Source organism: Vibrio orientalis CIP 102891 = ATCC 33934, assembly GCF_000176235.1.
Classification (GTDB): domain Bacteria; phylum Pseudomonadota; class Gammaproteobacteria; order Enterobacterales; family Vibrionaceae; genus Vibrio; species Vibrio orientalis.
In genome coordinates this window covers 116,615-140,018 of sequence record NZ_ACZV01000005.1, presented here as the reverse complement: position 1 = coordinate 140,018, position 23,404 = coordinate 116,615, and the positions used below count along the sequence as shown (strand labels likewise).

The window sequence follows — 23,404 nt, the reverse complement described above, 5'->3', positions numbered from 1 at the left end:
TGTAACTATTTGGCGTACTTAAGTAGTAGTTTTTCGACAATGCGCGATACCGCAACAAAGCCAAACGTCGCAGTCACAACCGTCGCGGCGCCAAAGCCACTTGCACAGTCCATGCGCTTTGGTCCTTCAGCGGTTGATTTAACACCACATACTGAGCCATCTGGCTGAGGATACTTAAGTTGTTCAGTCGAAAAGACGCAATCAATACCAAATTTACGCGCTGGATTGGTCGGGAAGTTGTGGTGACGTCGCAGCGTATCTTTGATTTTTTTCGCTAGAGGATCTTGGATGGTTTTAGTTAAATCCGCCACCTTAATTTGTGTTGGATCGACTTGGCCACCAGCACCACCAGTGGTGATAACTTTGATTTTATTGCTACGGCAATAAGCCAATAATGACGCTTTAGCTTTAACACTATCAATCGCATCAAGTACGTAGTCGTACTCTTTACTCAGATACTCATGTTGGTTATCTGGAGTAATAAAATCATCAATCAAGTTAACCTTACACTCAGGGTTGATCAGCTTAACGCGCTCGGCCATCACTTCAATTTTGCTCTGACCAACTGTACCGGACATCGCATGGATTTGACGGTTAATGTTGGTGACACACACATCATCCATATCAATCAAGGTAAGCTCACCAACACCTGTGCGTGCTAACGCTTCTACCGCCCACGAGCCAACGCCACCAATACCGATCACACAGACGTGCGCCGCGCGTAAGACCTCGACTTCATTGTTACCATATAGGCGACGAGTACCACCAAAACGCTGGTTATAGTTTTCAGAAGCTGGAGTTTCGAGTTCACGCATATTGATTGTCCGCTCGGTGCAAAAAGAAAGAGTGCGATTTATACGCACTCTTTATTAAAAAGTCTAGATGTGAAGATCTATTGTAACTTCTCTGGCGGCAATGCCCAAGGCGCTTGTGTCGCCGAACCATCAAGCCCCAGTTTCCATACTCGGCCAAAGTGCTTGTAATGACCTGCTTCGGTACCGGCTCTTGGTCCCATGCCATGATAAAGGTCCAAATGGTTCTGTTTCACTGCGCCGCCCGTATCTAACACAATCAGTAGACGCAATTGATGCGCGCCACTCCAAGTGCCATCCGGTTTTAACAGCGGAACTTCAGCCAAGATTGGCGTTCCCATTGGGAAAATTGAGCGGTCTCCCGCCACAGATGCCATTGGTAATAGTGGGATACCTGCTGAGCCTGTTACTGGCGCATCGGCACGTGGTGCAAAGAAGACAAATGATGGGTTCTGCTCTAGTAGCTCTTTTACCGTTGCTTCATCATTTGCTAATACCCAATCTTTGATTGCCTTCATCGACATTTTTTCACGCGGCACGAGATCACGTTCAATCAGCACTCGGCCGATGCTGACATAAGCTTTGTTGTTCTTACCGCCATAAGCGAAATACTCTAGGGTGTCATCATCTTCAAAATGAACAAAACCACTGCCCTGCACTTCCATTAAGAACGGGTCAATTCGATTAGCAGCGTAACCAAGCTCTAGACCCTGACCTTCTAGGGCACCGTCATAGATTTGCGCACGTGTTGGGCAGTCACTTTCACAGTTCGGCTTTGAATAAACTGGGTACTTAAACTTTTCGTTTGGCTGATGACGTAGCTCCATCACTGGCGAGAAATAACCAGTAAACAGCACATTGCCTTTTTTGTCGCCGCCACCAAGTTGTGCCGCCTGAATGTCGAAGTTAGCTAAATCATTCGGATCGCCACTCTGTAATACCCATTCGTTGAGCTTTTCATACAGAGGTTGGTAGATTTTGGCCATCGAAGGAGAATTGGTGACGACCTGATCGGCCTGACGATGGAATTCAGTAAAATCTCTCGGTTTATCCGATTCTACGACGACAGACTTATTTAAGATGGTGTTGAACTCTTCACCCGTATATTGTTGGGCACGTTCGGTAGGTTGAGCACAGCCAAAAAGAACAGCGGCAGCTGCGATAGGAAGATATTTTTTGAACACTGGTTTGATCCCTTTCAAGCGATGCCATGAGCATGACAAACTTAACAAAAATACGCAATCCAGCAGTGGTCAATGGTGGTTATTTTTGGCTTTCTCTGACATGGAAAACCGCTTGATAGTGCGGCTGGGAGATCAAACGCATTTCAGTAAAGGCTTCATTGAGTATGATAAAGCGGCGCTTTTCGTCACCAACGCTATATTCTAGGTAGGTCCCATCCCAGCTATAACTGGTCGCGACATTCCCCCCATCAATCGTGACACCCGTTGGCCCCAAGACAAATTCACTCGCAGCATAGGATGCGACATTTTGCTCGACCCAAGTGCCATAGAGATTCGACTTAGGGTAAGTCACCGATAAGTAATAGTCATAGAGTTTGCTCCCTAACATCACAGCCGCAATGCTAGCGACAATCGCTCCAACAATGATAACTCGCTCTATCAGCTTCTTCTTTGTGATCACAGATCCACTCACCTTACTTCTTACTGCGGTATTCAGGATACACCTCCCAAGGTATAAGTCTGCGTTATAAATAGACAGTTGGCTAATAATTTCACTTAGATCGATTATTACTACGAAGTTGACTCGTCTTCGAAACAAAATTGCACTATATCTATCGCAACGACACCCAGAAAAAACACTTGCCGACTTTCGAATAAAATTGCAGTATATTTGTATATAAATTCACTCAATGGATGGCGTTGTGAAAATTCGTAGTACCGCTCTCGTCAAAGGGTTCAGACAGTCCGCCCCGTATGTCAACGCACATAGGGATAAAACCATGGTTATCATGCTCGGTGGCGAGGCTGTAGCAGATGGAAATTTTTCCAATATTATCAGTGATCTAGCCTTGCTACATAGCTTAGGCGTAAAAATTGTTCTCGTTCATGGAGCGCGGCCACAAATTAATCATCTTTTTGAGCAAAATAACCACTCAACGCCATACCATAAAGGGATCAGAGTTACCGATGAGAGCTCACTAAATTATGTTATGCAAGCCGCTGGGCAGCTCCAACTTGCTATCACCGCCCAGTTATCGATGAGTTTGAGTAACACACCAATGGCAGGCACTCAGCTAAATGTCGTCAGTGGTAACTTTGTTATTTCTCAGCCTCTAGGGGTTGATGACGGTGTGGACTATTGCCACAGCGGTCGTATTCGCCGCATTGATGTTGAAGGCATTAATCGCATGCTTAACCAAGGGTCGATTGTGCTACTTGGTCCTATCGCAAGCTCAGTCACCGGAGAGTCTTTCAATCTGTTATCAGAAGAGGTCGCAACCAAAGTTGCCATCAAGCTCAAAGCGGATAAGCTGATCGGCTTTTGTTCAGAGCAAGGCATCATTGATGAAGAAGGTAATGCGGTTGCAGAGTTGTTCCCGAAAGATGCCGAGAAAATGTTATCTATCTTAGAAAATCAATCTGAGTCAGGGGCAGAAAACTCATCGGGCACATTACGATTTTTACGCGCAGCGACAGCGGCTTGCCGAGCCGGTGTGCCGCGTAGCCATTTAATCAGTTACAAAGTCGATGGCGCTCTGATTCAAGAGCTATTCTCTCTCGACGGGATCGGTACACAAATCGTTGAAGCCAGTGCAGAACAAGTACGCGTTGCTAACATTGACGATATTGGCGGTATTTTGGATCTGATTTATCCATTAGAGGAACAAGGTATTCTGGTGCGCCGCTCTCGTGAACAGCTGGAACAAGAAATCCATCAATTCACCATCATAGAAAAAGATGGTCTGATCATAGGTTGTGCAGCACTTTATCCCTATCACAATGAGCGCATGGCGGAGATGGCTTGTGTTGCTATTCATCCTGAGTATAGAGATGGTAACCGAGGCTTGCTGCTACTCAACCACATGCGCCTGCAATCTAAAGCGCAGGGCATTGAGCATATTTTTGTATTAACCACCCACAGCTTACATTGGTTTAGAGAACAAGGTTTCCATGAGATGGGCGTAAACTTTTTGCCATCCCATAAACAAAACCTCTATAACTACCAGCGTAAGTCGAAGATTCTGGCTCTGGAACTCTAGCTCAATTGAATTCTTATTCTTGATACAAGATTGACGAAACGGCCTACATTATTGTCTTTATTTCATATCTTGAATTGGTTAAAATTTCAGCTTCCAGCTCGTAGAGCTAATATTTGCGACTGGAAGCTAGATAGGATCAACTTCACCACTTTGCAGGCTGATATCGCAGCTTGCTAGGTTGCAAGGATTGCTTGAGGTTACACACAACGTCACTAAGAGCAAACTATCGATGAAGAAAATCATCTGTAACTCAGTACAGAGTTTCTGGGACATGGCCGATAATGAACTGCTAGAGAACCTAGATGTTCATTGTGTCTTTCCCGTCACTGAAGGCTTAAAAGCATTCATCCTCAACTATAAAGAGAAGTACCGTATCCGCAGTATCTCATTCTCTTCTGCACTGTAGTTGAGACCTGATAGCCATGGATGGTTATCCACTTACCTGCAATCTTTCTATCAACCCACTTGCTCGCTCCGTTCGCACTTTTATCCCTCGATTCATCACTCGATCGTCCGCATAAAAACTCAAACGCTTCTTCGCCCTTGTAATACCGGTATAGATTAACTCGCGGGTTAAGATTGGCGTAAAGTCCGGTGGCAGAATCATTAAGGTATGTTCAAACTCACTGCCTTGAGATTTGTGAATCGTCATTGCATACGCAGTTTCATGCTCAGGTACACGGCTAGGCAATACCGACTTAACGCTACCATCTGGCAACTCGAAGTAGACCTTCAACCTTGCTTGTTGCTCAGAGCTATCACGCATACATATGCCGATATCACCGTTGTACAGACCAAGAGCATGATCGTTACGTGTCACCATCACTGGCCTACCGTGATACCAAAGCTCATCTTGAGTTTGAATCAACTTACGTGCAGCAAGCCCGCGTTCAACGCGATGGTTTAGCCCTTTAACACCAAAGTCCCCTTCACGTATTGCGCACAGCAAGCGGCAACGCGCGAACTGGTCCAACACAGCCTTAGCGCGCTGTTGCTGCGTTTCAGGCTCATTGGTATTCGGGTCTAACTGATGCAACTCAATACGTTTCAGGTAATGTGCGTATTCCGCAACCAATGTTTGAATCAGTTGATTGTAGTGCTGGCTGTCGATAGGAAATTTACTGATATCGGCAAACTCTTTCTGCCATACCCAATCTACCTTTTGTGCCGAGCCACTATTGACCGCTTGAGCAAGTTGTCCAATCCCTGAACGAGCATCGAATCGATAACTTTTCTTCAGCATACATAAGCTATCAGCGATGCTGGCTTGATTATGTGCTCCACGAGCTAAAGTGCTAAAACCGGTAAGTTTAGCGACTTGAGCCGCTTGCCCATGGCTAAAACCAAATTGATTAAATGAACAGATATCACCGAGCACCGCGCCAGCTTCAACCGACGCCAATTGGTCTTTATCGCCAAGTAAGATCAGCCTTGCATGCTTAGGTAGTGCATCAATCAATTTGTACATCATAGGCAAATCGACCATTGAAGCCTCATCAACCACTAATATATCTAGGTGCAGTGGATTGTCACTGTTATGTCGAAACTCCGCACTGTTAGGGATTGCCCCGAGTAGTCGATGTAATGTGCTTGCGTCGGTCGGAATGCTCTCTTTCAGCTCCGGCGCAACTGGCAGCTGCGCTATGGCCTTACCTATGGATTCCGTTAAACGCGCAGCTGCCTTGCCCGTTGGCGCAACCAGTTTAATGGTGGGTTGAGAGCCATAGCCTTGCGCTTGCTCTATCAATGCGGCTAGCAGTTTGGTTACTGTGGTCGTTTTACCTGTACCCGGCCCGCCAGAGATAACCGCAAACTTTCGAGTTAATGCCACGGCTGCAGCAACCTTCTGCCAATTGACACACGCAGACTGTGGAACAAGCTCATCCAGCACCGAAAGATCTTCGATGGTTTTCGCCGTGGTAAGCTTTTGGTCTATGGTAGGCCAATCCAACATTTCCTCTGCGACAACGTCAAGGTGGTCACAGACCATACGCTGACGAATCACCGCTGAGCTCTCTCCAGATTGACTATATTTATTCAATGAATCAAATAGATAACGATATTCTCTAGCAAATAAGTGATTGAGTAGTTCAGTCAGTTTTTGCACTTCATCAGGCTTTAGGATCATGGGTGACCCAAAGCTATTTAAGCGTGCCGCTAATGTCACTTCGTAGTGCCAATAACGATGTAGATAAAGCCTCGAACCATCAAATATCAGCGGTAGTGCCTCACCGTTTGAACCGACAATCGCAGCACTGTTTAACTTGCTGACCCAATCAATTGTTACTAGCCCTTCATTAAGCGCCAACGCAGATTCACCAAAGAGCCCCAATTTAGCGGCTAAATCCACAGGTTGAGCTTGCAGGTCAAACAGAGGTAAACAAATATGTCCTTTGCCAAGCTCACTGCTCACTACTCCGGCAATAAAAGCCAGAGCGTCATCTTGCGTTTGAGTTTCAATAAAGCGAGCAAACTGATAATCCAATTGCCTGATATTGCCCTTAGCGGCAAGCTGTTTAAGCGTATCTAATAGAGAATTCGAGGTTGCGAGCATTACAGTAACTCCATTTGGCCAGCATTATTATGCTTAGTGTCAATCGGCTGACCATCAATCAATTTGTCCATATCATCAAGAAATTCGAGGCTTGGCTTGGCAGAAAAAACACCGTGGTCACTCGCTCCGTCCATACCTCTTAAGAACAGGTAATAGACGCCGCCGAAATGCTGTTCGTAATCATAGTTAGCAATGCGGCTACGTAAGAACCGATGTAGAGCCAGAGCATAAATTTGGTACTGGAGGTCGTAACGATGATCGGCCATCGCTCCATTAAGCGCCTGACCGTGGTAGTAACTCACATCATCCCCTAAATGGTTCGATTTCCAGTCGAGGACGTAATACTTACCTTGATGTTCAAACACCAAGTCAATAAAGCCTTTCAACATACCCTGCACAGTATGAAAACCAAGATCGCCCGCTTTGGCTGATAAGGTATCGTGACGTTGAATGACGCGATTTAGAGCAGGAGCGGCCAACACTTCAATCGGCAGCAAGAACTCCATCTCAACCAACCTCTGACTTGGTCCTTTTTGATTGAGGATTAGTTGCTTCCCATCGAGAGGTGTCGCCAGCACGGTATCAATCAACTGCTGTAAAACCGGTAACCAGCTCTGATCTAACTGCTCACTCTCCAGAAGACGGATGATGATGTCTGTATTTTCTTCACTGCTCGCGCTTTGGGTAAACTCAACTTCTTCAAATAGCGTATGCAAGAAAGTACCAGGCCTAGCTCCACGTGGAAAAGTAAAGATAGATTGCTCGGGTTCCACCAGTTCTTCTTCATCCTGTTCATCAGAAGAATCGATATCGAGGTGCATTAAGTCGGTGTAGGCCTCATCACTGTGATGTGAACCTTGTTTGATTAAACCTGAGTAACTGGTGATGCGCCAGTGACGATCGATCTCATTAGATAGTGTTCGAGCAGTCAACGTCTGCGGCTCGCCCGTAATTTGAGTAAAAACCTGCTGTTGCTCTGGTGGCAATGAACAAAGCTGGACCGCATCAAGACCATCAACATGCTTTTGGATAGCCATGGTCAAATCGCTAATGCCCCCTTCCTTACCGTCTTGGAGTAGGTAGCCCATCGCACTGTGGTGGACACCGGTAGGCTCTTTGGTCGAGCGACCATTGCGCAGCGGCGCAGCACCAATAAAGCAGCCATAGACGGCGCGGGTTAACGCCACATAAATTAGACGTAAGTCTTCGGCTAAACGTTCTTTGTCAGCTTGAGCTAATGACGCATCTTGCTTCGTAATATCTAAGATAGTCCTGTCTTGCGCCGCATCGTAATACTTGGCTTCACTCGCCTCGCGGTAGCTAAGTACAAATGGCAAAAACACCAAGTCATATTCCAAACCTTTCGATTTATGAATCGTGACGATCTGAACCAGGTTCCGCTCCGATTCTAATCGTTGAATCTGGTCCTCACTGCCACCTAAACCATTTTCAGCATCACTGATCGCTTGTGCTAACCAACGCAGCAAACCATGGTCACTATCGAGCTCTTGGCTTGCTTGTTGGAGCAACTCACCAATATGCATCAGGTCAGTTAACGTTCGCTCTCCGCCCTCTTCTTCCAATAACCGTTCTGCAATATGACGTTTGCTCATCACAGCACGCAACATTGGCAGTACGCCACGTTGAGTCCAGAGTTTGCGGTACTCTTTAAACTCATTGATGGCACTTTCCCACTCATTCTCATCGTTATTGAGTTTGTCCAAAGCCCCAGCATCAAGCGCAAACATTTCAGAAGCTAAGCTCGCACGCAGCGCGCGATCATTTTCTGGCGTTAATACTGCTTGAAGAAGGCGCTGCAAGTCTTGAGCGATCATTGAAGTGAATACGCTATCGCGGTTCGAAAGGTAAACGCTGGCAATGCCCTGCTTGGCCAGAGCGTCTTTAACCATTCGACCTTCATTACCCGTACGCACTAGAACAGCAATATCGCCTGCTTGGATCTGATGCTTGCCTTTACCGTCTTCGAAAAACGCCAAATCTTGCTGCGCAGAAGTCAACACCGCTTGAATCTGATCCGCAGTCGCTTTAGCCATGGCTTGCAGATATTCACCTTTGGGTAGCGGTTTATCTTCAGCATCTTGTAGCCAATAGGTCAGCGCAGGTTGCTTTTGGCCACCGATAGTCCAAATGCGTTTTTCAGCATTCGGGCTATGGTTAACCGGATGAAACGGAATATCTTGATCGTAGATAAATGGACTGCTCGGTAAAGCAAAGACTTGGTTTACCGCTGCGACCATATCGGCACTTGAACGCCAGTTCGTCCCTAACGTGAAGTGGGAAGAAACCTGATTACGCGCTTTGATATAAGTAAAGATATCCGCGCCACGGAAACCATAAATCGCCTGTTTTGGATCACCGATCATAAATAGGCCGCATTCTGGGTTATTAAGATAAATACGGCTAAAAATACTGTATTGCAGTGGGTCGGTATCTTGGAATTCATCAATCATCGCGACGGGATAAAGCTGGCGAATACGACTAGCCAATAGCTCGGCTTCATCTTGGTCGATGGCGGCAGATAAATTAGTCAGCAGGTCATCAAATGACATCCACTGTTTCTGCTGTTTCGCTTTAGCCAGCATGTCGCGGCAATGTTCAATCGCATGAGCCAGAATCGGTGCTTTTAAACTGATTGGCGCAGCTAAGAAATCTTCAATCGCATTAAATACTTGGTGCTGAGGTGGGTTACCTTTTGGCGTTTTCTCTACCAATACGTTTTGGGCAAACTTTTCCAGCTTATCTGGATAGTCGTAGCTGGTTGTTTCCGTCGCCGCCCACAGGCTCACCGCTTCTAACCAAGTCGGTAATGACTTCTTAGTGTAGCTGCGTTTATTGACATCAGAATCACTGATCAGAGCGAGAAAATCATCTTGATGTTCACGCCATAATGCTTTCAGCTCATCTATCTTAGCTAAGTTCTGCTGATGAAGATCAGCGAGTGAGCCGCTCATCGCCGCGACCGAGAGGCTAAGGGGTGCACCAGTTAAATAGCTGGAAACATCACTGAGTAGATTGGCAGGTGCATTCCAAATTCGGCGAACCTCACCAGCCAGATTAAGCGGTAACGGATAGAAATTTCTGCGCCAGTAGTCAGCTACAATTTGCGCCTTTAGGTGGCTCTCATCGGTGACGAATTCGTTATTAAATCGGCTGCCTGATTCAAAGGCATTCTGAGTAAGCATGCGCTGACAAAAACCGTGAATGGTGTAGACCGCGGCCTCATCCATTTGGCGCTCAGCTTGAAGAAGAATTTCCGCGGCTTGTTTATGGTCACTCACTTCATCCAACAGAGGTTCAATAACCGGATCGCTGCTTTTTCCGCGCGCAAAAGCCAAGCGAGCATCATGAATTCTCGCTCGGATACGATCACGCAACTCAGCCGTAGCGGCTTCAGTAAAGGTCACCACCAATATTTGATCAACCGTCAATGGCACTTGATGCTTGGTTTCTGGACTACCATGACCCAAAAGCAATCGTAGGTATAAACCTGCGATGGTAAAGGTTTTCCCCGTCCCCGCTGACGCCTCGATCAATCGAGCGCCATGAAGAGGAAAAGTCATGGTGTTTAGCGGAGTAACCATTGACGTAGCTGTCATAAAATTCTGCCTTTTTGCTGAAAACTTATGGATCTCGTGAGACATAAGTGTGATCCAGACTTAAAAACTGTTGTTATTCATATTTATCCTACAAAAGTTAGGATGTTATGCGATCTTTCTCACGGCAGAAGCTGTGTCTAGCCGTTAGTATGCGCGCCATGTGTTGAGCAGCTTTAACGTTGCAACAAACCAAAAGAATCATGGTCCCTCTGACCTGTGGCCGTACAGCGAACGCCCTACACTATAATGATTTACTGGCGGCCACCTACTTTCCTTACTGCTTTGTTTCCAAAGACCTTATTGCATATCTTCATTTGTCATCGCTTCTAAGCGTGCCGTTTGCAGCACTAGCGCACTCATTGTTCGTAGGCTTGTAGCCAGTTCATCATTCCAACTTGGCCAAATTCGGGCAATGTATGGGTTATTTCCTTCACCGGAAGCAATGAAACTGTCGTTGAACGTATCGACCATTTTCTTGAGTGACTTTTCTTCATCATCCACCCATTTACCGCGACTGAATCCAGCCTCTACACAAGCAAGCGCTGTTTTAGGGAAATAGGCCAGTGGCTCTGTCATGCCTTGATAAAACAGGCGGACTAACTCAGACAATAGCGAAAGTGCATAATTTGCATCAGCAATAGGTGGGTAAACTAAGTGCACCACACCCTCTTTTTTGTCATAGCCAATCATATGAGTGCGTTTACTTTGACCCATTGCAGACATCGCAAGGTGATCAATCCACGCTGATAGGTAGTCTTGTGAGCGTATTTTACCACTGCGGTAACGGACTAGGCCTGACTGATAATGCTGAGTTAACCAACCAGTCAGTTGGATTTTTTTATCTTCGCCCAACACATCCAGCGTCAGTTTTACTTCCAAGTCGTCATTGTCATTACCGCAAAGGAAAGTCAGTTTCTCCACCAACTCTTCGGCTTGCACTCGATTGGTCTCAAACTCAATATCGCCGAATGCACCAACCGGAAGTTTGCCTTGCGCACGCTGTTCATCAACAAACGCTTTAATGATCGCTTTAGTATCTGAGCCTTGCCCATTATCTAACTGGCGCTTCAGTAAACTATCTAGCAGGCCGTCGCGCATTTGATAGCTTTCCAAACCATTAAGAATAAATGGTTCATCATCTTCCATTACTGGCAATGGCGGCTCGAACATCACCTTTAAGCGGCGGTTAAAGAAGTACTGCACAGGCAGGCGCCAAAAGCGTTGCAGCTCGACGAGGTCTAAATCAAGTGGGTAAGTCACATCAAGCAGGTAATCTTGTAGGCGCTGATTAAACTCGCCACTTACCTGACCTTGGCGGTTAGCGGCCGGAAGCCACTCTTTGGCATAGCTTGGTGAATCACCTAAAAAAGCGCTGCTGCTAAACGGCACCATAGAGTGCTGAGTCAGTAACTCATCAAGCAGCTTTTCACCGGACTCATCGCAAGCCAATTGCTCATCACCCTCTAGGCAATAGTTCTGATGACAATACTCCATCAACTCAGATACCAGCACTGACGGCACTCGCTCGGTGTTATCTTGAATCGAGCGGCCAACATAACTGATATACAAGGAGTGCTGCGCAGAGAGCATCGCTTCTAAAAATAGGTAACGATCATCATCACGACGAGAACGATCACCGGGCTTGGTTCGGCCATTCATCAGATCGAACCCTTCCGGCGGCACAGTTCGTGGATAGACACCATCGTTCATGCCAAGCAAACATACTGCTCTAAATGGAATCGAGCGCATTGGCATCAAGGTACAGAAGTTCACTTGTCCAGCGAGAAAACGCTGACTTACCCGAGTGCCAGAAAGTTTATTTTGTAGATACTGAGCAATAATGGCGGGAGCGAGTGGCTGTTCAAACGCAGCATCAGTCAGTTGCTCTTTTAGATTAGCTAAGGTGTCGCGAATCGATTTAAGCGCCGCTTCGCCTTCTAGTTCGACTTTAAAGAATGCATCAAGAAGCAGAGTTAGCACTTCGCGCCACTCATCAATCGACTGAGTTTGCACTAGCTTTTGACGATACTCACTAACGGTTTCAATAAAGTGCGCCAGTTTACCCGCCAGCTCAGCGCCCAATCCTTGTACTTGGTTATAGGGAGCTAAAGTACCCGTTGATGACTCAAATAGACCTGCTGATTCTGGCATCGCATAACCTAACAGCATGCGCTCAATGCCGAACTGCCAGGTGTTTTGCGCCGTCTCAGGCAGATCAAATTCATGCCCTGTAGACGGATTCAGTCCCCAGCGGATCCCTGACTCTTCTACCCACTGTTTGGCTAAAATAAATTCATCTTCGCTTAGTTCAAATCGCGCCAATATTGCTGGAGTTTCCAGTAGCTCCAATAGCTCTGATGCAAGGCAGCGCGTATTCGGCAGATTAACCAGTTGCATGAACGCATTCAGGATTGGGCTCTCTTGGTCGGCGGTACGATCCGAGATCGAATAAGGAATAAAACGTTCACCGGGCGCATTACCAAACACCGCCTGAATCGCTGGGCTATAAGCATTGATATCCGCGACCATCACTATGATGTCACGCGGCTTGAGACTAGGGTCAGCATCAAACATTGCAAGCAACTGGTCATGCAGTACTTCCACTTCACGCATCGGACTATGGCAAGCATGTAGGCTGAGAGATTTATCGCCCAGCGTGACTACTTGCTTGTGTGAACTACTGTCTAGCTGATGATCATCTTGGTGCTCTTCTAGATTGAGGATATCTGCTTGCAGTTGATGGAGCAGCGAATCGCGCTCGACATCGACAAATGCCTCAATTTCGTGTGACTCTAATTGCGACAACAGATACATATTGTCACGGCCAAGCTTGCCCATTGACGCTAGCAGGCTGTTACCTACCGCATCAGTATGTAGCTCATCGAGCAAATTGTCTTCCAATGAACCTTTAAGTTGTTCACTTTCACCATGCTGCTCAGAATGGTCTTGATTCCAAACCACATGTTTACGATGTTTTGCTGCTAGGCGGGCGAGGAACTTTCTGTCTCGTACTTCACCCCAGTAGTAGCGACATGGGTTAGTGAACATCAAGTGCACATCAATATGCTCACCAATCGCTTTTAACGCGTCCATATAACGCGGTGGCAAAGAGGTGATACCAAATACAAATAGGCGCTTAGGTAAGTGATCAAAGTTACCCTGATAGTTTTCGAGTGTATCAATAAAGTGCTCGTATAAATTAGCACGGTGATATGGAGACTGGCCTAAAGCCAAAGTGTGATCATAAAGCGCTTGCCATAAGATCGGCTGCCAAGGGTGCTCTTCCTCTAGCTCTGCCACGGTTTGGCCTGCCTCCCAAGCGGCGATCCACTCAGGGCGGTACACTAAGTAACCATCAAAAATATCGGCGATTTTTTCAGACAATTGGTAGAGCTTAGAGCTATCTTCATCTTGCTCTAAATAACGTTTAAGTGGGTCAAACTCTGGCGTGTTGAGCATGCCCGGCAAGATGTGCATCAACTTCCAAGTCATCGACTCTTTATTAAAGGCACTGCGCTGAGGTACATCAGGCAGGACCTCAGTAAACATGTTCCAGATGAAGGTCGCAGGGAGTGGAAAGTCAATGTTCGCTGCTACCCCAAACTCTTTCGCCAACTCCATTTTTAACCACTGAGACATACCTGGGCTTTGCACCAAGATTTGCTCTTTTTCAAATGGATTTGCTAGAGGATTGAGCCGAACCAGCTCGACAAGTAGAGACTTTAAAACATCCACTTGGTTGGAATGGTAGACAGTAAACAAAATGCACTCACACTATTCTCGCCGTAATTAGGATTGAGATTAGCATAAGTGCACGGTTTTCTTGATAAATATAAGCTTAGAAAAGCTCAAAAGGTTACGCGTTACGCACTACATGTCGATGAGGCTGATAGAAGTGGAAGTAACGTGCCGCAACATAGCCCACCACTAGCGTTGCAACCACTAGCTCTAACCCTGCTAGCCAATGTACTTGCTCAACATATTGCTGCGCGATGCCAACACTTTCCATCCAAGCAGATAATTTAAATAGCGCTGTCGAGCCTATCACCATAGGGAAGGTAAAAGCTGCATAACCTGGGCTAAACGGTAAGCGTAATAGCTTAAAGAAAGCGAGGTAAATAATCGCTGTCATTAATACTGCAATACCAAATAACACCCCAATTATCACCGGTGATGGCTGTGTCGTCACGGTTAAGTAACCTGCCAATGAAAGACTTGCTGGTGCAGCCATTATCGCCATAGTTGGTTTTGCTGCATCTGGCACTTCGTGAGTAAACATAAAGCGGTAAATCATCATAGGTAACATCACCGCATAGGCCGCAATACCAAACACTAGAGCAATATGTGCAACCATCGCCAAGTTAGGGTTACCAGAAAAAGAGACATCCGCAACGATGATACCAACAGGCGGAACAAACCAGCTTGGCACCATATGATGCAGTTCAAAGCTCTGCGCGCGGTGGTAAACGAAGCTAGTAAGGAACACCACATGCAACCCAACAGCCGCTAGCCATACTAAGTCACCTGCCACAGGATAAAAGTGTCCAATCGATGCAGAGACGACCATAGTACCCATTGCGAAAGTCGGTACTACGCTACCCACCACTGGGTGAGCAAGATCTTCACGTAATAGGTGATTATGAAATAAAAATTTCACCGCTAAGATTGCCAATAGTACGCTGGCAATCGCTGCTCCGCTCCATTGAGCGTAACCGTGAAATGGCGCGGCATTTTCCCAACACCAACCTAAACTGGCAATCCCTAGCGCTAAGCCCGCCATTGGAGTTGGAGCTCCCATCACTTTTGCTTTTGCTGCTTGAATCATTGTTGCCTCTCAACCTCTTTAGTACGGAGCCAGTTTACGCTTGCTAATTGTTCGAGAATATCTAATTATTTAAAACAGTCGTTCAAACAAACTTAACGAGACTTATGGCTACTAACATTTCTCTCAAACAGCTCAAAGTATTCATTACTATTACTCAGCACGAGACGCTCACTTCTGCTTCAGAAGCACTGTTTCTATCCAAAGCAGCAGTGAGTATGGCGCTGTCTGAATTAGAAAAGCAGATAGGCCACTCCCTATTTGATCGCGTCAACAACCGTCTCATTCTTAATCAAGAGGGACAGAAGTTACTGCCATTAGCCGATGAGCTTATTGAGCGAGCGCAAGATATCGAACAACTTTTTGATAATGACCAGACATTAACCGGAGAGTTAAAGATTGGCGCTAGTGATACGATAGGCAATCAGGTCGCCCCCTATCTGCTGCGAGACTTTCGCGCGGAAACTCAGCACACATCGCAAAGCTTATTTATCTCAAACTCGGCTTTGATCTGTGAGAAGCTGATCGATTATGAGCTCGACCTTGCTTTGATTGAAGGAAAAACCCTTCACCCTCAGTTAATTTCCACTCAGTTTAGTGAAGATGAAATGTGCATCGTCAGTGCACCGAATGACCCATTGGCCAGCAGACAGCCACTAACCATTGGCGCACTTGAAAATAGTGACTGGATACTGCGCGAACCCGGATCTGGTTCAAGAGAGTTCTTTTTACGTACCGTCGCACCGCGAATTGAGCACTGGCAAGAATCCTTTCAACTTAATACCACAGAAGCGCTACTCAACAGTGTTTCAGCAGGGCTTGGATTAGGCTGCCTTTCGAAGCTCGCCGCCGAGCCAGCCATCAGAGATGGGCGTGTTGTTGAACTAAAACTCTCCCTTGATATGAAGCGACGCTTTTGGCTACTGGTGCATAAAGAAAAGTACCAAAGCCCGCTGCTTAAAACATTTATCGACTATTGCCACCAATGGCGTAAAGACTGACCACTTAGATCCCATAATCAGCGCATCACCTAGACTTAACTGGTCAAAAACTGTATAAACAGACAGTAAATATTTTCAATAATTTGAGTTAGAGGACCAACCATGGCTGTAATCGTCAAGTACGTGGTAGAACGCAACGGAGAAGAGAAAATGACTTTTACCTCTAAAGCGGAAGCTGACGCATATGACAAGATGCTCGATATGGCTGATGAGCTTTTTGAGCTACTGGGTAAAAGTGAACTGCTAGAAGATGAAGGCAAGACAGAAGACTTGGCTATGTTCCTAGCACAAAACAAAGAAGAAGTGCTTTACGCTCTTGGGGCTAAACGCAAACCTGCGCCGAAGAAACCAAAGAAAGTAGAAGCCGTTGAAGATGCAGAAGAAGCGCAAGACGACGCTGCATAATTTCACTCTTGCTCAAACAATCTAAACCTCAGCCTTATGCTGAGGTTTTTTATTTTTAGGGAAACAAATCCTTGCACCTTTACCCTAATATCTTGCACCTAGACTGCTAGAATAACTCATCACCCTCTGAATGAGTTCACTCCGATGAAATATCACGTAGAAGTCTGTATCGACAACTTAGAATCTTTGCACAATGCCATTAATGGTGGCGCAACACGTATTGAGCTTTGCTCTTCCCTCGCGCTTGGCGGGCTAACGCCAAGCTTTGGTTTTATGAAGAAAGCAGGACAAATCTCAACAATTCCTGTGTATGCCATGATTCGCCCACGCCAGGGGGACTTTCTTTACGACCAAGATGACGTCGACGCAATGCTGCTTGATATCGAAGCCGCAGCCGAAGCGGGGCTTCAAGGTGTGGTGTTCGGTGTTCTTACCGCCGATGGTAACGTGGATATGCCTTTAGCGCACCAGTTGGCCGACAAAGCAAAACTGTACGACTTGGGCATCACTTTCCACCGAGCTATCGATCAAAGTAGTCACTGGCAGCAAGCACTCGAAAACGTGATTGAATTGGGCTGCGAACGTATTCTTACCTCAGGCTTAGCCTCTAATGTCGAACAAGGCGTCGAGGTATTGAAAGAGATGGTTGCGCTCGCTGACGGCAAAGTCTCAATTATGGCTGGTGCAGGCTTAACGGCAGACAACGTTCAAGAGATAGTGAGCCACACTGGCGTTCGAGAAGTCCACTTATCAGGGAAAACGACTCGCGCTAGTTATATGAACGCAGCTAGTGACGCGGCTAAAATGGGCAATCAAGAGATTGATGATTTCATTATTCCGATGACCAATAGCAGCGCAATAGAAAAAGTCGTAAACGCACTCAGTTGATGGTAAAAAGAAAGTGGCTAACCAATAGGACTAGGATGAGAGATGGCAAAGGATCTGTTTTACAGTTTAGATTTGAATCTACTGAGAACGTTTTTGGTTTTATCGCAAGAGCTCAATATGCGTAAAGCCTCTCAGCGACTGTTTGTCTCTCAACCCGCGATCAGCCAATCTCTGCAAAAGCTGCGCAACCACTTCAATGATGATCTTTTTGTTAAAGTCCCGTCAGGGTTAGAACCGACCTCATTTGCGACGGAGCTAGCCGACGCTATTACTCCGCATTTAGACGGACTGGCAAATGCGCTCAATAGCTCGCAAGAGTTTGATCCTAAGTTGATTGATAACAAGCTTAAAATTGCTCTCTCCCCCATGGTACTGGCCTGCCTCTCTGGAACGCTTTTTCACCAATTAAGAGAGCAAGCACCTCAAGCCGATATCGAGCTAATTGGCTGGACACACAATACCCTAGAGAACATCAGTAAAGGGGAAGTGCTACTTGGTATCAACTACGATCTTTCTGCCCCCAAAGAAATCTACCTAAAACAACTGATTGAGCTTAAAGGTCGAGTCTTTGTCCGCCAAGGACATCCTATTAAGAAATCCATCGCAACAATGGAAGAGTTTGATGGCTATGAGATCGCTTCTTTCATCAATCCTGGCTGGAACGACACCTTTAGTGTCGCTGAACAACTGATGAAGAACCATGGGCTAAATACTCGTGTCGGGTTCCGCTCAGAACTGGTCATGGCAATTATTGATGTTGTACAACACACCGACATGTTTATGCCCCATTCAAATTTATTCCCACTCGACCTTTACCCCAATCTACGCGCTATTGACGTCATCATGGACGAGCAAGATAAGTCGATGCCGGTTTACAGCCAGTACCATGTAAAAAATCGTAATAACCCTCTGATCCACTGGTTAAACTCAGAAATTCAAACCGCGCTCAATCATCAAGTCAATAAGAGTGAATCCATTCTCGCTGTTTAAGCTCTAGTAACACCATAACCCGCCAGCTTCGCCCATTATGATAAGCAATACTTATCTACCATATAAGTTTTCATCATTAGATTGGTAATTACTTATTAACAATACTAGCCGCAGCAAATAGTTCAGCACTGGATATCGCTGATTAGAGTATGTTTGATTGTGACTTGTCCTACTCTCTCGACAATTCTAACTCCTACCCTCTCTAGCCAAAGGATTGGCCTTCTCATTAACTGGTATCGATCGCAGTAAGCATCACACCAGTCAATCTTGTAAGACTTTTAGGTAGTGGATTATGAAAAAATCTCTTTTAGCTTTAATCGTCGCTGGCTCATTTGTGTTGGCTGGTTGTTCTTCTTCTGGTGGCGCAGGCAATTCTGATGCTGACCGCGATGTCGATCCTGAGTTTGGTGTAACGCCACCCGATTTTGGTGAAACTCCTGATTGGGGAGTGCCAGATACTGAACACACACCTGATCGCCCTCTACCAGACCACTCTCCAGATTGGGGAGTAGATACAACACCTGATTGGGGATTACAACCTTCACAGCCACCGATCGACAATGCACCTGATCGTCCAAACCCAATTGACCCAGATTTTGGGCTAGATACAACCCCAGAGTGGGGACTACAGCCTTCTCAACCACCAATTGATAATGCACCAGATCGCCCAGAACCTGACTTTGGTGATACTCCTGGATGGGGCGGTGAAGTCGGTGATATTCATGTCGATGGTGATGGTGTGATCCGCTATGAAGGTCAAAACTTCCAAATCACTGGATACGATGATTCAATCAAAGAGTTCACCATAGTCGATCCTAATGGCGTTACCTTATATGCACGAGTTATGGGTGACGGCCGAATTGGTATCATCTACAACCAAAAAGTATATTTCCTGAACAGCCATCGTTTTGCGTTTACTCCTGATTATGACTTTGATATTGATACTGACCTTGATTACATCGCTAAAGATGACATCACTAATATCTTAAACCTACAAAAAGAAGCGATTAAGCAGCTTAACCAAGATGAATTGATTGGTGAGTACCTTAAATATGCCTCTGGCGTTTTCTACAACAAAGAGAAGATGGAGCAAGCGGCATATGACGTTGCGACGCACTACCTACTGACGGATGCGGAGCTAGATGCACAGCACAAATTGGGCGTATTAGCGTTCTCATTTAACGGCAATGTTTCTATCGCTCACTCAATCGTGGTCGATGCTCTAAAGCATATTGATAACAATGCATCTGATGTAGAGAAAACTGAAATCTTACGCTATATCAACGGTAAGCTAGGCTCAGAGCACGAGACAATTCAGCATGTTTACGAAGCGGTATATCGCCATGGTACCGATATGCTTGACCGTATCGGAGTGTCAGGCAACGAAGGTAACCGCTACGCCATTGCATTAGTTCGCAATATCCAGCGTCATGGTTGGGATCATGTGAAAGGTAAGCTAGAAGAGCACATTGGTAGCAATCCTCAGCCAATGCAAATGTCGACGCCACAGCGCAATATCGACCAAAATCGTGTCCGCAGCGACATCCGTAACCGCCTATCTAAATAACTCCAGAGGAAAAAGGCTCAGAGAACCTGAGCCTTTTTATTACTCATGAAAAAAACACTGTTCTTTATCTTGAGCTCGCTGCCTAGTGTTGCTCTAGCTAACTTCAATTTTAGCTATGCAGATGAAATCGTAGAGTTGGGATACTCAGTAGATATTAAGGACAATTCATATTTATACCTAGGCGCAGACACCTCTAACTGGTTTGCAGTAGGTTACGGCCACTCATATCTATTTGACACCTTAACTCGAGTTTCGGGTTACTACGAATATGGGCAATGGGATAACGTTTTATTAGGTGACTTTGGTGTGCGAACCAAAAGTAATTTGTTTGATCTCTCCGTTACGCAGTTCTTTAAAAGCTCCAGCATTAAGCTCGGCGCAAAATATGAACTAATTGATGATAGTGGCTGGGAATTTGAAGCGGGTGATAAACAATCGGTTTATACCGGAGCTAGCTATTACTTTGATAATTGGTATGTCTCTACGACCTACACTCATTCGCTAAGAAAGTATGACGATGAGATGTGGGGCGATAGTGATAGCGATTTTCGCTCAAATGAACTGGAGCTAACTCTAGGACTAAACCGAATTTGGAAAGTATCGCCATACGTAAAAACCACCGCCTATCGTGCTCATGCAGACACCACTTATTACAGTTGGAGTGTTGGCGGCAGTCTGACTTGGTAAATGCACACTCTTAATAAGCAGCGATTATGAATGATATAACGCTTATCAATTAGAGCTTATTGATTGAGAAACCTATTATAAACGCATCGGGACAAAGACATTTCTAGGATGGAAAGCACAATGAATTTTATATGAGAATACAGAAATGAAACTAGCCTTCACAACACTTTTAACTGCATCACTTTTATCTGCTCCAGTACTCGCAAACAACGAAGGCCACCGTATTGGCCTTGGCTTTAACAGCACATCAATTGAAGAAGTCGATACCCCATCACACGACTACTCTGCGAGAGGTATCAAATTGGAATATGGTTACGAATTTAACCATATTGTTGGCGTTAACCTTTCATACAGTAAAGCATCAGGTGATTACTGGGGACCAATTGAAAGCGATAGCACAACGTTCAAGCTAGATACCGATATCGGCTATACGTTCAACCTAGATGGATTCTCAATCAAACCTTATGGTGTTATTGGATTCGCAACATTCAAAGAAGAACTTAGAGCTTATGGCGAAAACCTAGGATCTTGGGATGATTCTTCTCTATTTATCGGTACAGGCGTTCGTGGCACATTCAACGACCACTTCTACGCTGACTTCCGTGCTGATTTCATCAACTTAGAAACAGAGAACGTCGATCATTTTGTCGATCAGTTCTCTCTCACAGTCGGTTATAAGTTTTAATTCCATAAACGTCTTAGCCTAATTTTCACGCCATGGATGGCGAGCCTACTCCTTGTTCTGGTATCTATCATGAAAAAACATCTACTTGCCCTTATACTCCTAACACCACTTACTGCAACTGCAAGCGGTCTTCACCTCTCTCCTGAAGTAAAAATTGGTCCTTACTTAGGGGCTGGCATTCAGGTGGGTATGACTGATGTATTAGATTTGGATGCGGTTTTCTTCAGTTACAATCGCACTGCCTACCAAAGCTCTGTCTACGATGAAGCGATCGACTCTTTCCGTATTGGCGGTCAAAAGATGCTAGGTGCGAGTAAAACACATGGTTTTCAAGCAGAAGTTGGGTATGCAAAATATGATGGAACAAAAGACCTATTTTCACCAACTCGCTATAAAGCTGATGGTATTAGCATTGGAGGCGCTTACGTATTCCAAGCAACGGAAAATTTAGCGCTAAGAGGTGGTGTGGACTTTAATCTATTTGGCTGGGGAAACACTCATATTCCTTATGATATCTCCCCTACGTTTAATTTAGGTGTAATTCTTAACCTTTAATGCAATCGACTAACGAAGTGCATCATCTATACTCTGTTCGCCCAAGTGGCGAACATCTTTTCCTTTCACAAAGTAGATGATGTACTCACAAATATTCTGACAACGATCCCCTACTCGCTCAATCGCACGTGCAGACCACATTACCTGTAGAATGTTTGGAATGTTCTTCGGATCTTCCATCATGTAAGTCATCAGTTGACGAATCACCGCTTCGTATTCAGCATCAATTTTATCATCCAGCTTATACACTTCTGCGGCAGCATCAACATCCATACGGGCAAATGCATCCAAAACTTGATGCAACATACTGATCGCTTGACGGCACAGTGGCTCTAAAGAAACCTGAAATTGGCGTTCTTTCGAAGAGGGACTTTCGATAGCCACATAAGCAATTTTGGTCGCGACATCACCAATACGCTCAAGGTCAGTAATGGTTTTGATGATCGCCATGATTAGACGCAGATCTTTCGCGGTTGGCTGACGCTTGGCGATAATTCGCGTACACGCTTCATCAATCGAGACTTCCATTGAGTTCACTTTATGATCATCTCGAACCACCTTTCGTGCTAGCTCAATGTCTTCTTTATGCAGCGCTTGCATCGCAAACGACAATTGCTGTTCAACCAATCCGCCCATGGTTAACACATGAGTACGGATTGATTCCAACTCGACATTAAACTGACCTGAAATATGGCGCCCAAAGTTCATAAATAAAGTTATTCTCTTTTTGTGGATGAATAGTTAACACAGCTACGGTTTCAAATATGACCAACAAACCTAGCCATATCTACCAGTAATGTAGTCTTCCGTTTGCTTTTTCAATGGCGAAGTAAAAATAGAATCCGTATCTGAGTACTCGATCAACTTACCCATATGAATAAAGGCAGTGTGGTCACTCACACGAGCGGCTTGCTGCATATTATGAGTAACAATTGCAACGGTATACTTAGTCTTCAGATCGTTGATCAACTCTTCAATCGTCAATGTCGAGATCGGATCCAACGCCGAAGTAGGCTCATCCAAAAGCAACACCTCTGGCTCAATCGCAATCGCGCGAGCAATCACTAAGCGCTGCTGCTGACCGCCAGATAATCCAAATGCATTTTCATGTAGACGATCTTTCACTTCATCCCATAACGCCGACGCTCGCAGTGAACGTTCGACCGCATCATCAAGAGCACGACTGTTGTTGACTCCTTGAAGGCGCAAACCATAGACCACATTTTCATAAATTGATTTAGGAAACGGATTCGGCCTTTGAAACACCATACCAACACGGCGACGTAAGGTAGCCACATCTACATCCGGATCATAGACGTTCTTGCCATGCAGTTTCACTTTGCCTTTAACACTGCACCCTTCGACCAGATCGTTCATTCGGTTGATACAACGAAGTAAGGTTGATTTCCCGCAACCCGATGGACCGATAAAAGCGGTTACCTGACCTTTAGGAATGCGCATAGAAATGTCACTCAAAGCCTGCGCGGTCTGATAATGCAGGTTTAACCCCTCAATCGAGATAGCCGTTAAATCATCACTAAGATTATTCACGTCTAGTGGGGTCGGATAGCCAAGAGTTTGATTCACAGAAAACATGG

The 23,404-nt window shown here is 45.6% G+C and carries 19 protein-coding genes; 10 read left to right on the top strand and 9 right to left on the bottom strand.

Going from position 1 to position 23,404, the window contains the following annotated elements; genetic code table 11:
* Window positions 1-5: 5 nt before the first annotated feature.
* From tcdA to VIA_RS11180, 3 genes are all read right to left on the bottom strand, one after another.
* Window positions 6-815, bottom strand: coding sequence for a tRNA cyclic N6-threonylcarbamoyladenosine(37) synthase TcdA (tcdA, locus tag VIA_RS11190; RefSeq protein ID WP_004413100.1), 810 nt, complete (start codon window positions 813-815; stop codon window positions 6-8).
* A gap of 77 nt (window positions 816-892) precedes the next feature.
* The gene (mltA, locus tag VIA_RS11185) at window positions 893-1,996 is read right to left on the bottom strand and encodes a murein transglycosylase A (RefSeq protein ID WP_004413099.1); all 1,104 of its coding nucleotides are present in this window, start codon (window positions 1,994-1,996) and stop codon (window positions 893-895) included.
* A 79-nt stretch (window positions 1,997-2,075) separates the two neighbouring features.
* Window positions 2,076-2,456, bottom strand: a complete 381-nt coding sequence (locus tag VIA_RS11180) for a DUF2850 domain-containing protein (protein ID WP_004413098.1) — start codon at window positions 2,454-2,456, stop codon at window positions 2,076-2,078.
* 241 nt (window positions 2,457-2,697) lie between these two features.
* Between VIA_RS11180 and argA the strand changes: the two genes are divergently transcribed.
* Window positions 2,698-4,035 carry an amino-acid N-acetyltransferase gene (argA, locus tag VIA_RS11175; RefSeq protein ID WP_004418048.1) on the top strand — a complete coding sequence of 446 codons (1,338 nt, stop codon included), beginning with the start codon at window positions 2,698-2,700 and terminating at the stop codon, window positions 4,033-4,035.
* A gap of 229 nt (window positions 4,036-4,264) precedes the next feature.
* Window positions 4,265-4,441: a hypothetical protein gene (locus VIA_RS22360; RefSeq protein WP_004413096.1), complete on the top strand. Its 177-nt coding sequence runs from the start codon at window positions 4,265-4,267 to the stop codon at window positions 4,439-4,441.
* 24 nt (window positions 4,442-4,465) lie between these two features.
* Here the strand turns inward: VIA_RS22360 and recD are convergent, their stop codons facing one another.
* The 4 genes from recD to VIA_RS11150 all read right to left on the bottom strand — a co-directional run bounded on the left by recD (window position 4,466) and on the right by VIA_RS11150 (window position 15,031).
* Window positions 4,466-6,589: an exodeoxyribonuclease V subunit alpha gene (recD, locus tag VIA_RS11165; protein ID WP_004413095.1), complete on the bottom strand. Its 2,124-nt coding sequence runs from the start codon at window positions 6,587-6,589 to the stop codon at window positions 4,466-4,468.
* A complete protein-coding gene (gene recB / locus VIA_RS11160; protein WP_004413094.1) occupies window positions 6,589-10,206 on the bottom strand; it encodes an exodeoxyribonuclease V subunit beta in 3,618 nt (1,205 codons plus the stop codon). Before recB ends, recD begins: the two co-directional genes overlap by 1 nt.
* A gap of 297 nt (window positions 10,207-10,503) precedes the next feature.
* Window positions 10,504-13,968: an exodeoxyribonuclease V subunit gamma gene (gene recC, locus VIA_RS11155; protein WP_004413093.1), complete on the bottom strand. Its 3,465-nt coding sequence runs from the start codon at window positions 13,966-13,968 to the stop codon at window positions 10,504-10,506.
* Window positions 13,969-14,062: 94 nt separating this feature from the next.
* Window positions 14,063-15,031 carry a TDT family transporter gene (locus VIA_RS11150; RefSeq protein WP_004413092.1) on the bottom strand — a complete coding sequence of 323 codons (969 nt, stop codon included), beginning with the start codon at window positions 15,029-15,031 and terminating at the stop codon, window positions 14,063-14,065.
* Window positions 15,032-15,135: 104 nt separating this feature from the next.
* Here VIA_RS11150 and VIA_RS11145 point away from each other — a divergent pair, with 104 nt between their 5' ends.
* The 8 genes from VIA_RS11145 to VIA_RS11110 all read left to right on the top strand — a co-directional run bounded on the left by VIA_RS11145 (window position 15,136) and on the right by VIA_RS11110 (window position 21,806).
* Window positions 15,136-16,029, top strand: coding sequence for a LysR family transcriptional regulator (locus VIA_RS11145; RefSeq protein WP_004413091.1), 894 nt, complete (start codon window positions 15,136-15,138; stop codon window positions 16,027-16,029).
* A gap of 102 nt (window positions 16,030-16,131) precedes the next feature.
* On the top strand, window positions 16,132-16,434 hold the full coding sequence (locus VIA_RS11140; protein WP_004413090.1) for a YebG family protein: 303 nt from the start codon (window positions 16,132-16,134) through the stop codon (window positions 16,432-16,434).
* Between the two features lie 144 nt (window positions 16,435-16,578).
* Window positions 16,579-17,322 (top strand): copper homeostasis protein CutC, encoded by a 744-nt coding sequence (locus tag VIA_RS11135; RefSeq protein WP_004413089.1) that lies wholly within the window; start codon window positions 16,579-16,581, stop codon window positions 17,320-17,322.
* A 42-nt stretch (window positions 17,323-17,364) separates the two neighbouring features.
* Entirely contained in the window at window positions 17,365-18,312 is a 948-nt protein-coding gene (locus VIA_RS11130) for a LysR family transcriptional regulator (protein WP_004413088.1), read from the top strand.
* Window positions 18,313-18,604: 292 nt separating this feature from the next.
* Window positions 18,605-19,879 (top strand): restriction endonuclease subunit S domain-containing protein, encoded by a 1,275-nt coding sequence (locus VIA_RS11125; RefSeq protein ID WP_004413087.1) that lies wholly within the window; start codon window positions 18,605-18,607, stop codon window positions 19,877-19,879.
* A gap of 45 nt (window positions 19,880-19,924) precedes the next feature.
* On the top strand, window positions 19,925-20,566 hold the full coding sequence (locus VIA_RS11120) for a hypothetical protein (protein ID WP_004413086.1): 642 nt from the start codon (window positions 19,925-19,927) through the stop codon (window positions 20,564-20,566).
* Between the two features lie 145 nt (window positions 20,567-20,711).
* On the top strand, window positions 20,712-21,251 hold the full coding sequence (locus VIA_RS11115) for a porin family protein (protein WP_004413085.1): 540 nt from the start codon (window positions 20,712-20,714) through the stop codon (window positions 21,249-21,251).
* Window positions 21,252-21,320: 69 nt separating this feature from the next.
* Entirely contained in the window at window positions 21,321-21,806 is a 486-nt protein-coding gene (locus VIA_RS11110; protein ID WP_004418051.1) for a hypothetical protein, read from the top strand.
* A gap of 9 nt (window positions 21,807-21,815) precedes the next feature.
* Here the strand turns inward: VIA_RS11110 and phoU are convergent, their stop codons facing one another.
* Together phoU and pstB are read right to left on the bottom strand one after the other, a co-directional pair.
* Window positions 21,816-22,514 carry a phosphate signaling complex protein PhoU gene (gene phoU / locus VIA_RS11105; protein ID WP_004413083.1) on the bottom strand — a complete coding sequence of 233 codons (699 nt, stop codon included), beginning with the start codon at window positions 22,512-22,514 and terminating at the stop codon, window positions 21,816-21,818.
* Window positions 22,515-22,583: 69 nt separating this feature from the next.
* A complete protein-coding gene (pstB, locus tag VIA_RS11100; protein WP_004413082.1) occupies window positions 22,584-23,402 on the bottom strand; it encodes a phosphate ABC transporter ATP-binding protein PstB in 819 nt (272 codons plus the stop codon).
* Window positions 23,403-23,404: the final 2 nt, after the last annotated feature.

Coding starts and splice junctions, on each gene's coding strand:
- VIA_RS11130 (WP_004413088.1), top strand. CDS start 17,365: ATGGCAAAGGATCTGTTTTACAGTTTAGATTTGAATCTACTGAGAACG.
- VIA_RS11150 (WP_004413092.1), bottom strand. CDS start 15,031: ATGATTCAAGCAGCAAAAGCAAAAGTGATGGGAGCTCCAACTCCAATG.
- VIA_RS11145 (WP_004413091.1), top strand. CDS start 15,136: ATGGCTACTAACATTTCTCTCAAACAGCTCAAAGTATTCATTACTATT.
- phoU (WP_004413083.1), bottom strand. CDS start 22,514: ATGAACTTTGGGCGCCATATTTCAGGTCAGTTTAATGTCGAGTTGGAA.
- recD (WP_004413095.1), bottom strand. CDS start 6,589: ATGCTCGCAACCTCGAATTCTCTATTAGATACGCTTAAACAGCTTGCC.
- VIA_RS11140 (WP_004413090.1), top strand. CDS start 16,132: ATGGCTGTAATCGTCAAGTACGTGGTAGAACGCAACGGAGAAGAGAAA.
- VIA_RS11125 (WP_004413087.1), top strand. CDS start 18,605: ATGAAAAAATCTCTTTTAGCTTTAATCGTCGCTGGCTCATTTGTGTTG.
- recB (WP_004413094.1), bottom strand. CDS start 10,206: ATGACAGCTACGTCAATGGTTACTCCGCTAAACACCATGACTTTTCCT.
- VIA_RS11120 (WP_004413086.1), top strand. CDS start 19,925: ATGAAAAAAACACTGTTCTTTATCTTGAGCTCGCTGCCTAGTGTTGCT.
- tcdA (WP_004413100.1), bottom strand. CDS start 815: ATGCGTGAACTCGAAACTCCAGCTTCTGAAAACTATAACCAGCGTTTT.
- VIA_RS22360 (WP_004413096.1), top strand. CDS start 4,265: ATGAAGAAAATCATCTGTAACTCAGTACAGAGTTTCTGGGACATGGCC.
- pstB (WP_004413082.1), bottom strand. CDS start 23,402: ATGTTTTCTGTGAATCAAACTCTTGGCTATCCGACCCCACTAGACGTG.
- VIA_RS11135 (WP_004413089.1), top strand. CDS start 16,579: ATGAAATATCACGTAGAAGTCTGTATCGACAACTTAGAATCTTTGCAC.
- VIA_RS11115 (WP_004413085.1), top strand. CDS start 20,712: ATGAAACTAGCCTTCACAACACTTTTAACTGCATCACTTTTATCTGCT.
- VIA_RS11110 (WP_004418051.1), top strand. CDS start 21,321: ATGAAAAAACATCTACTTGCCCTTATACTCCTAACACCACTTACTGCA.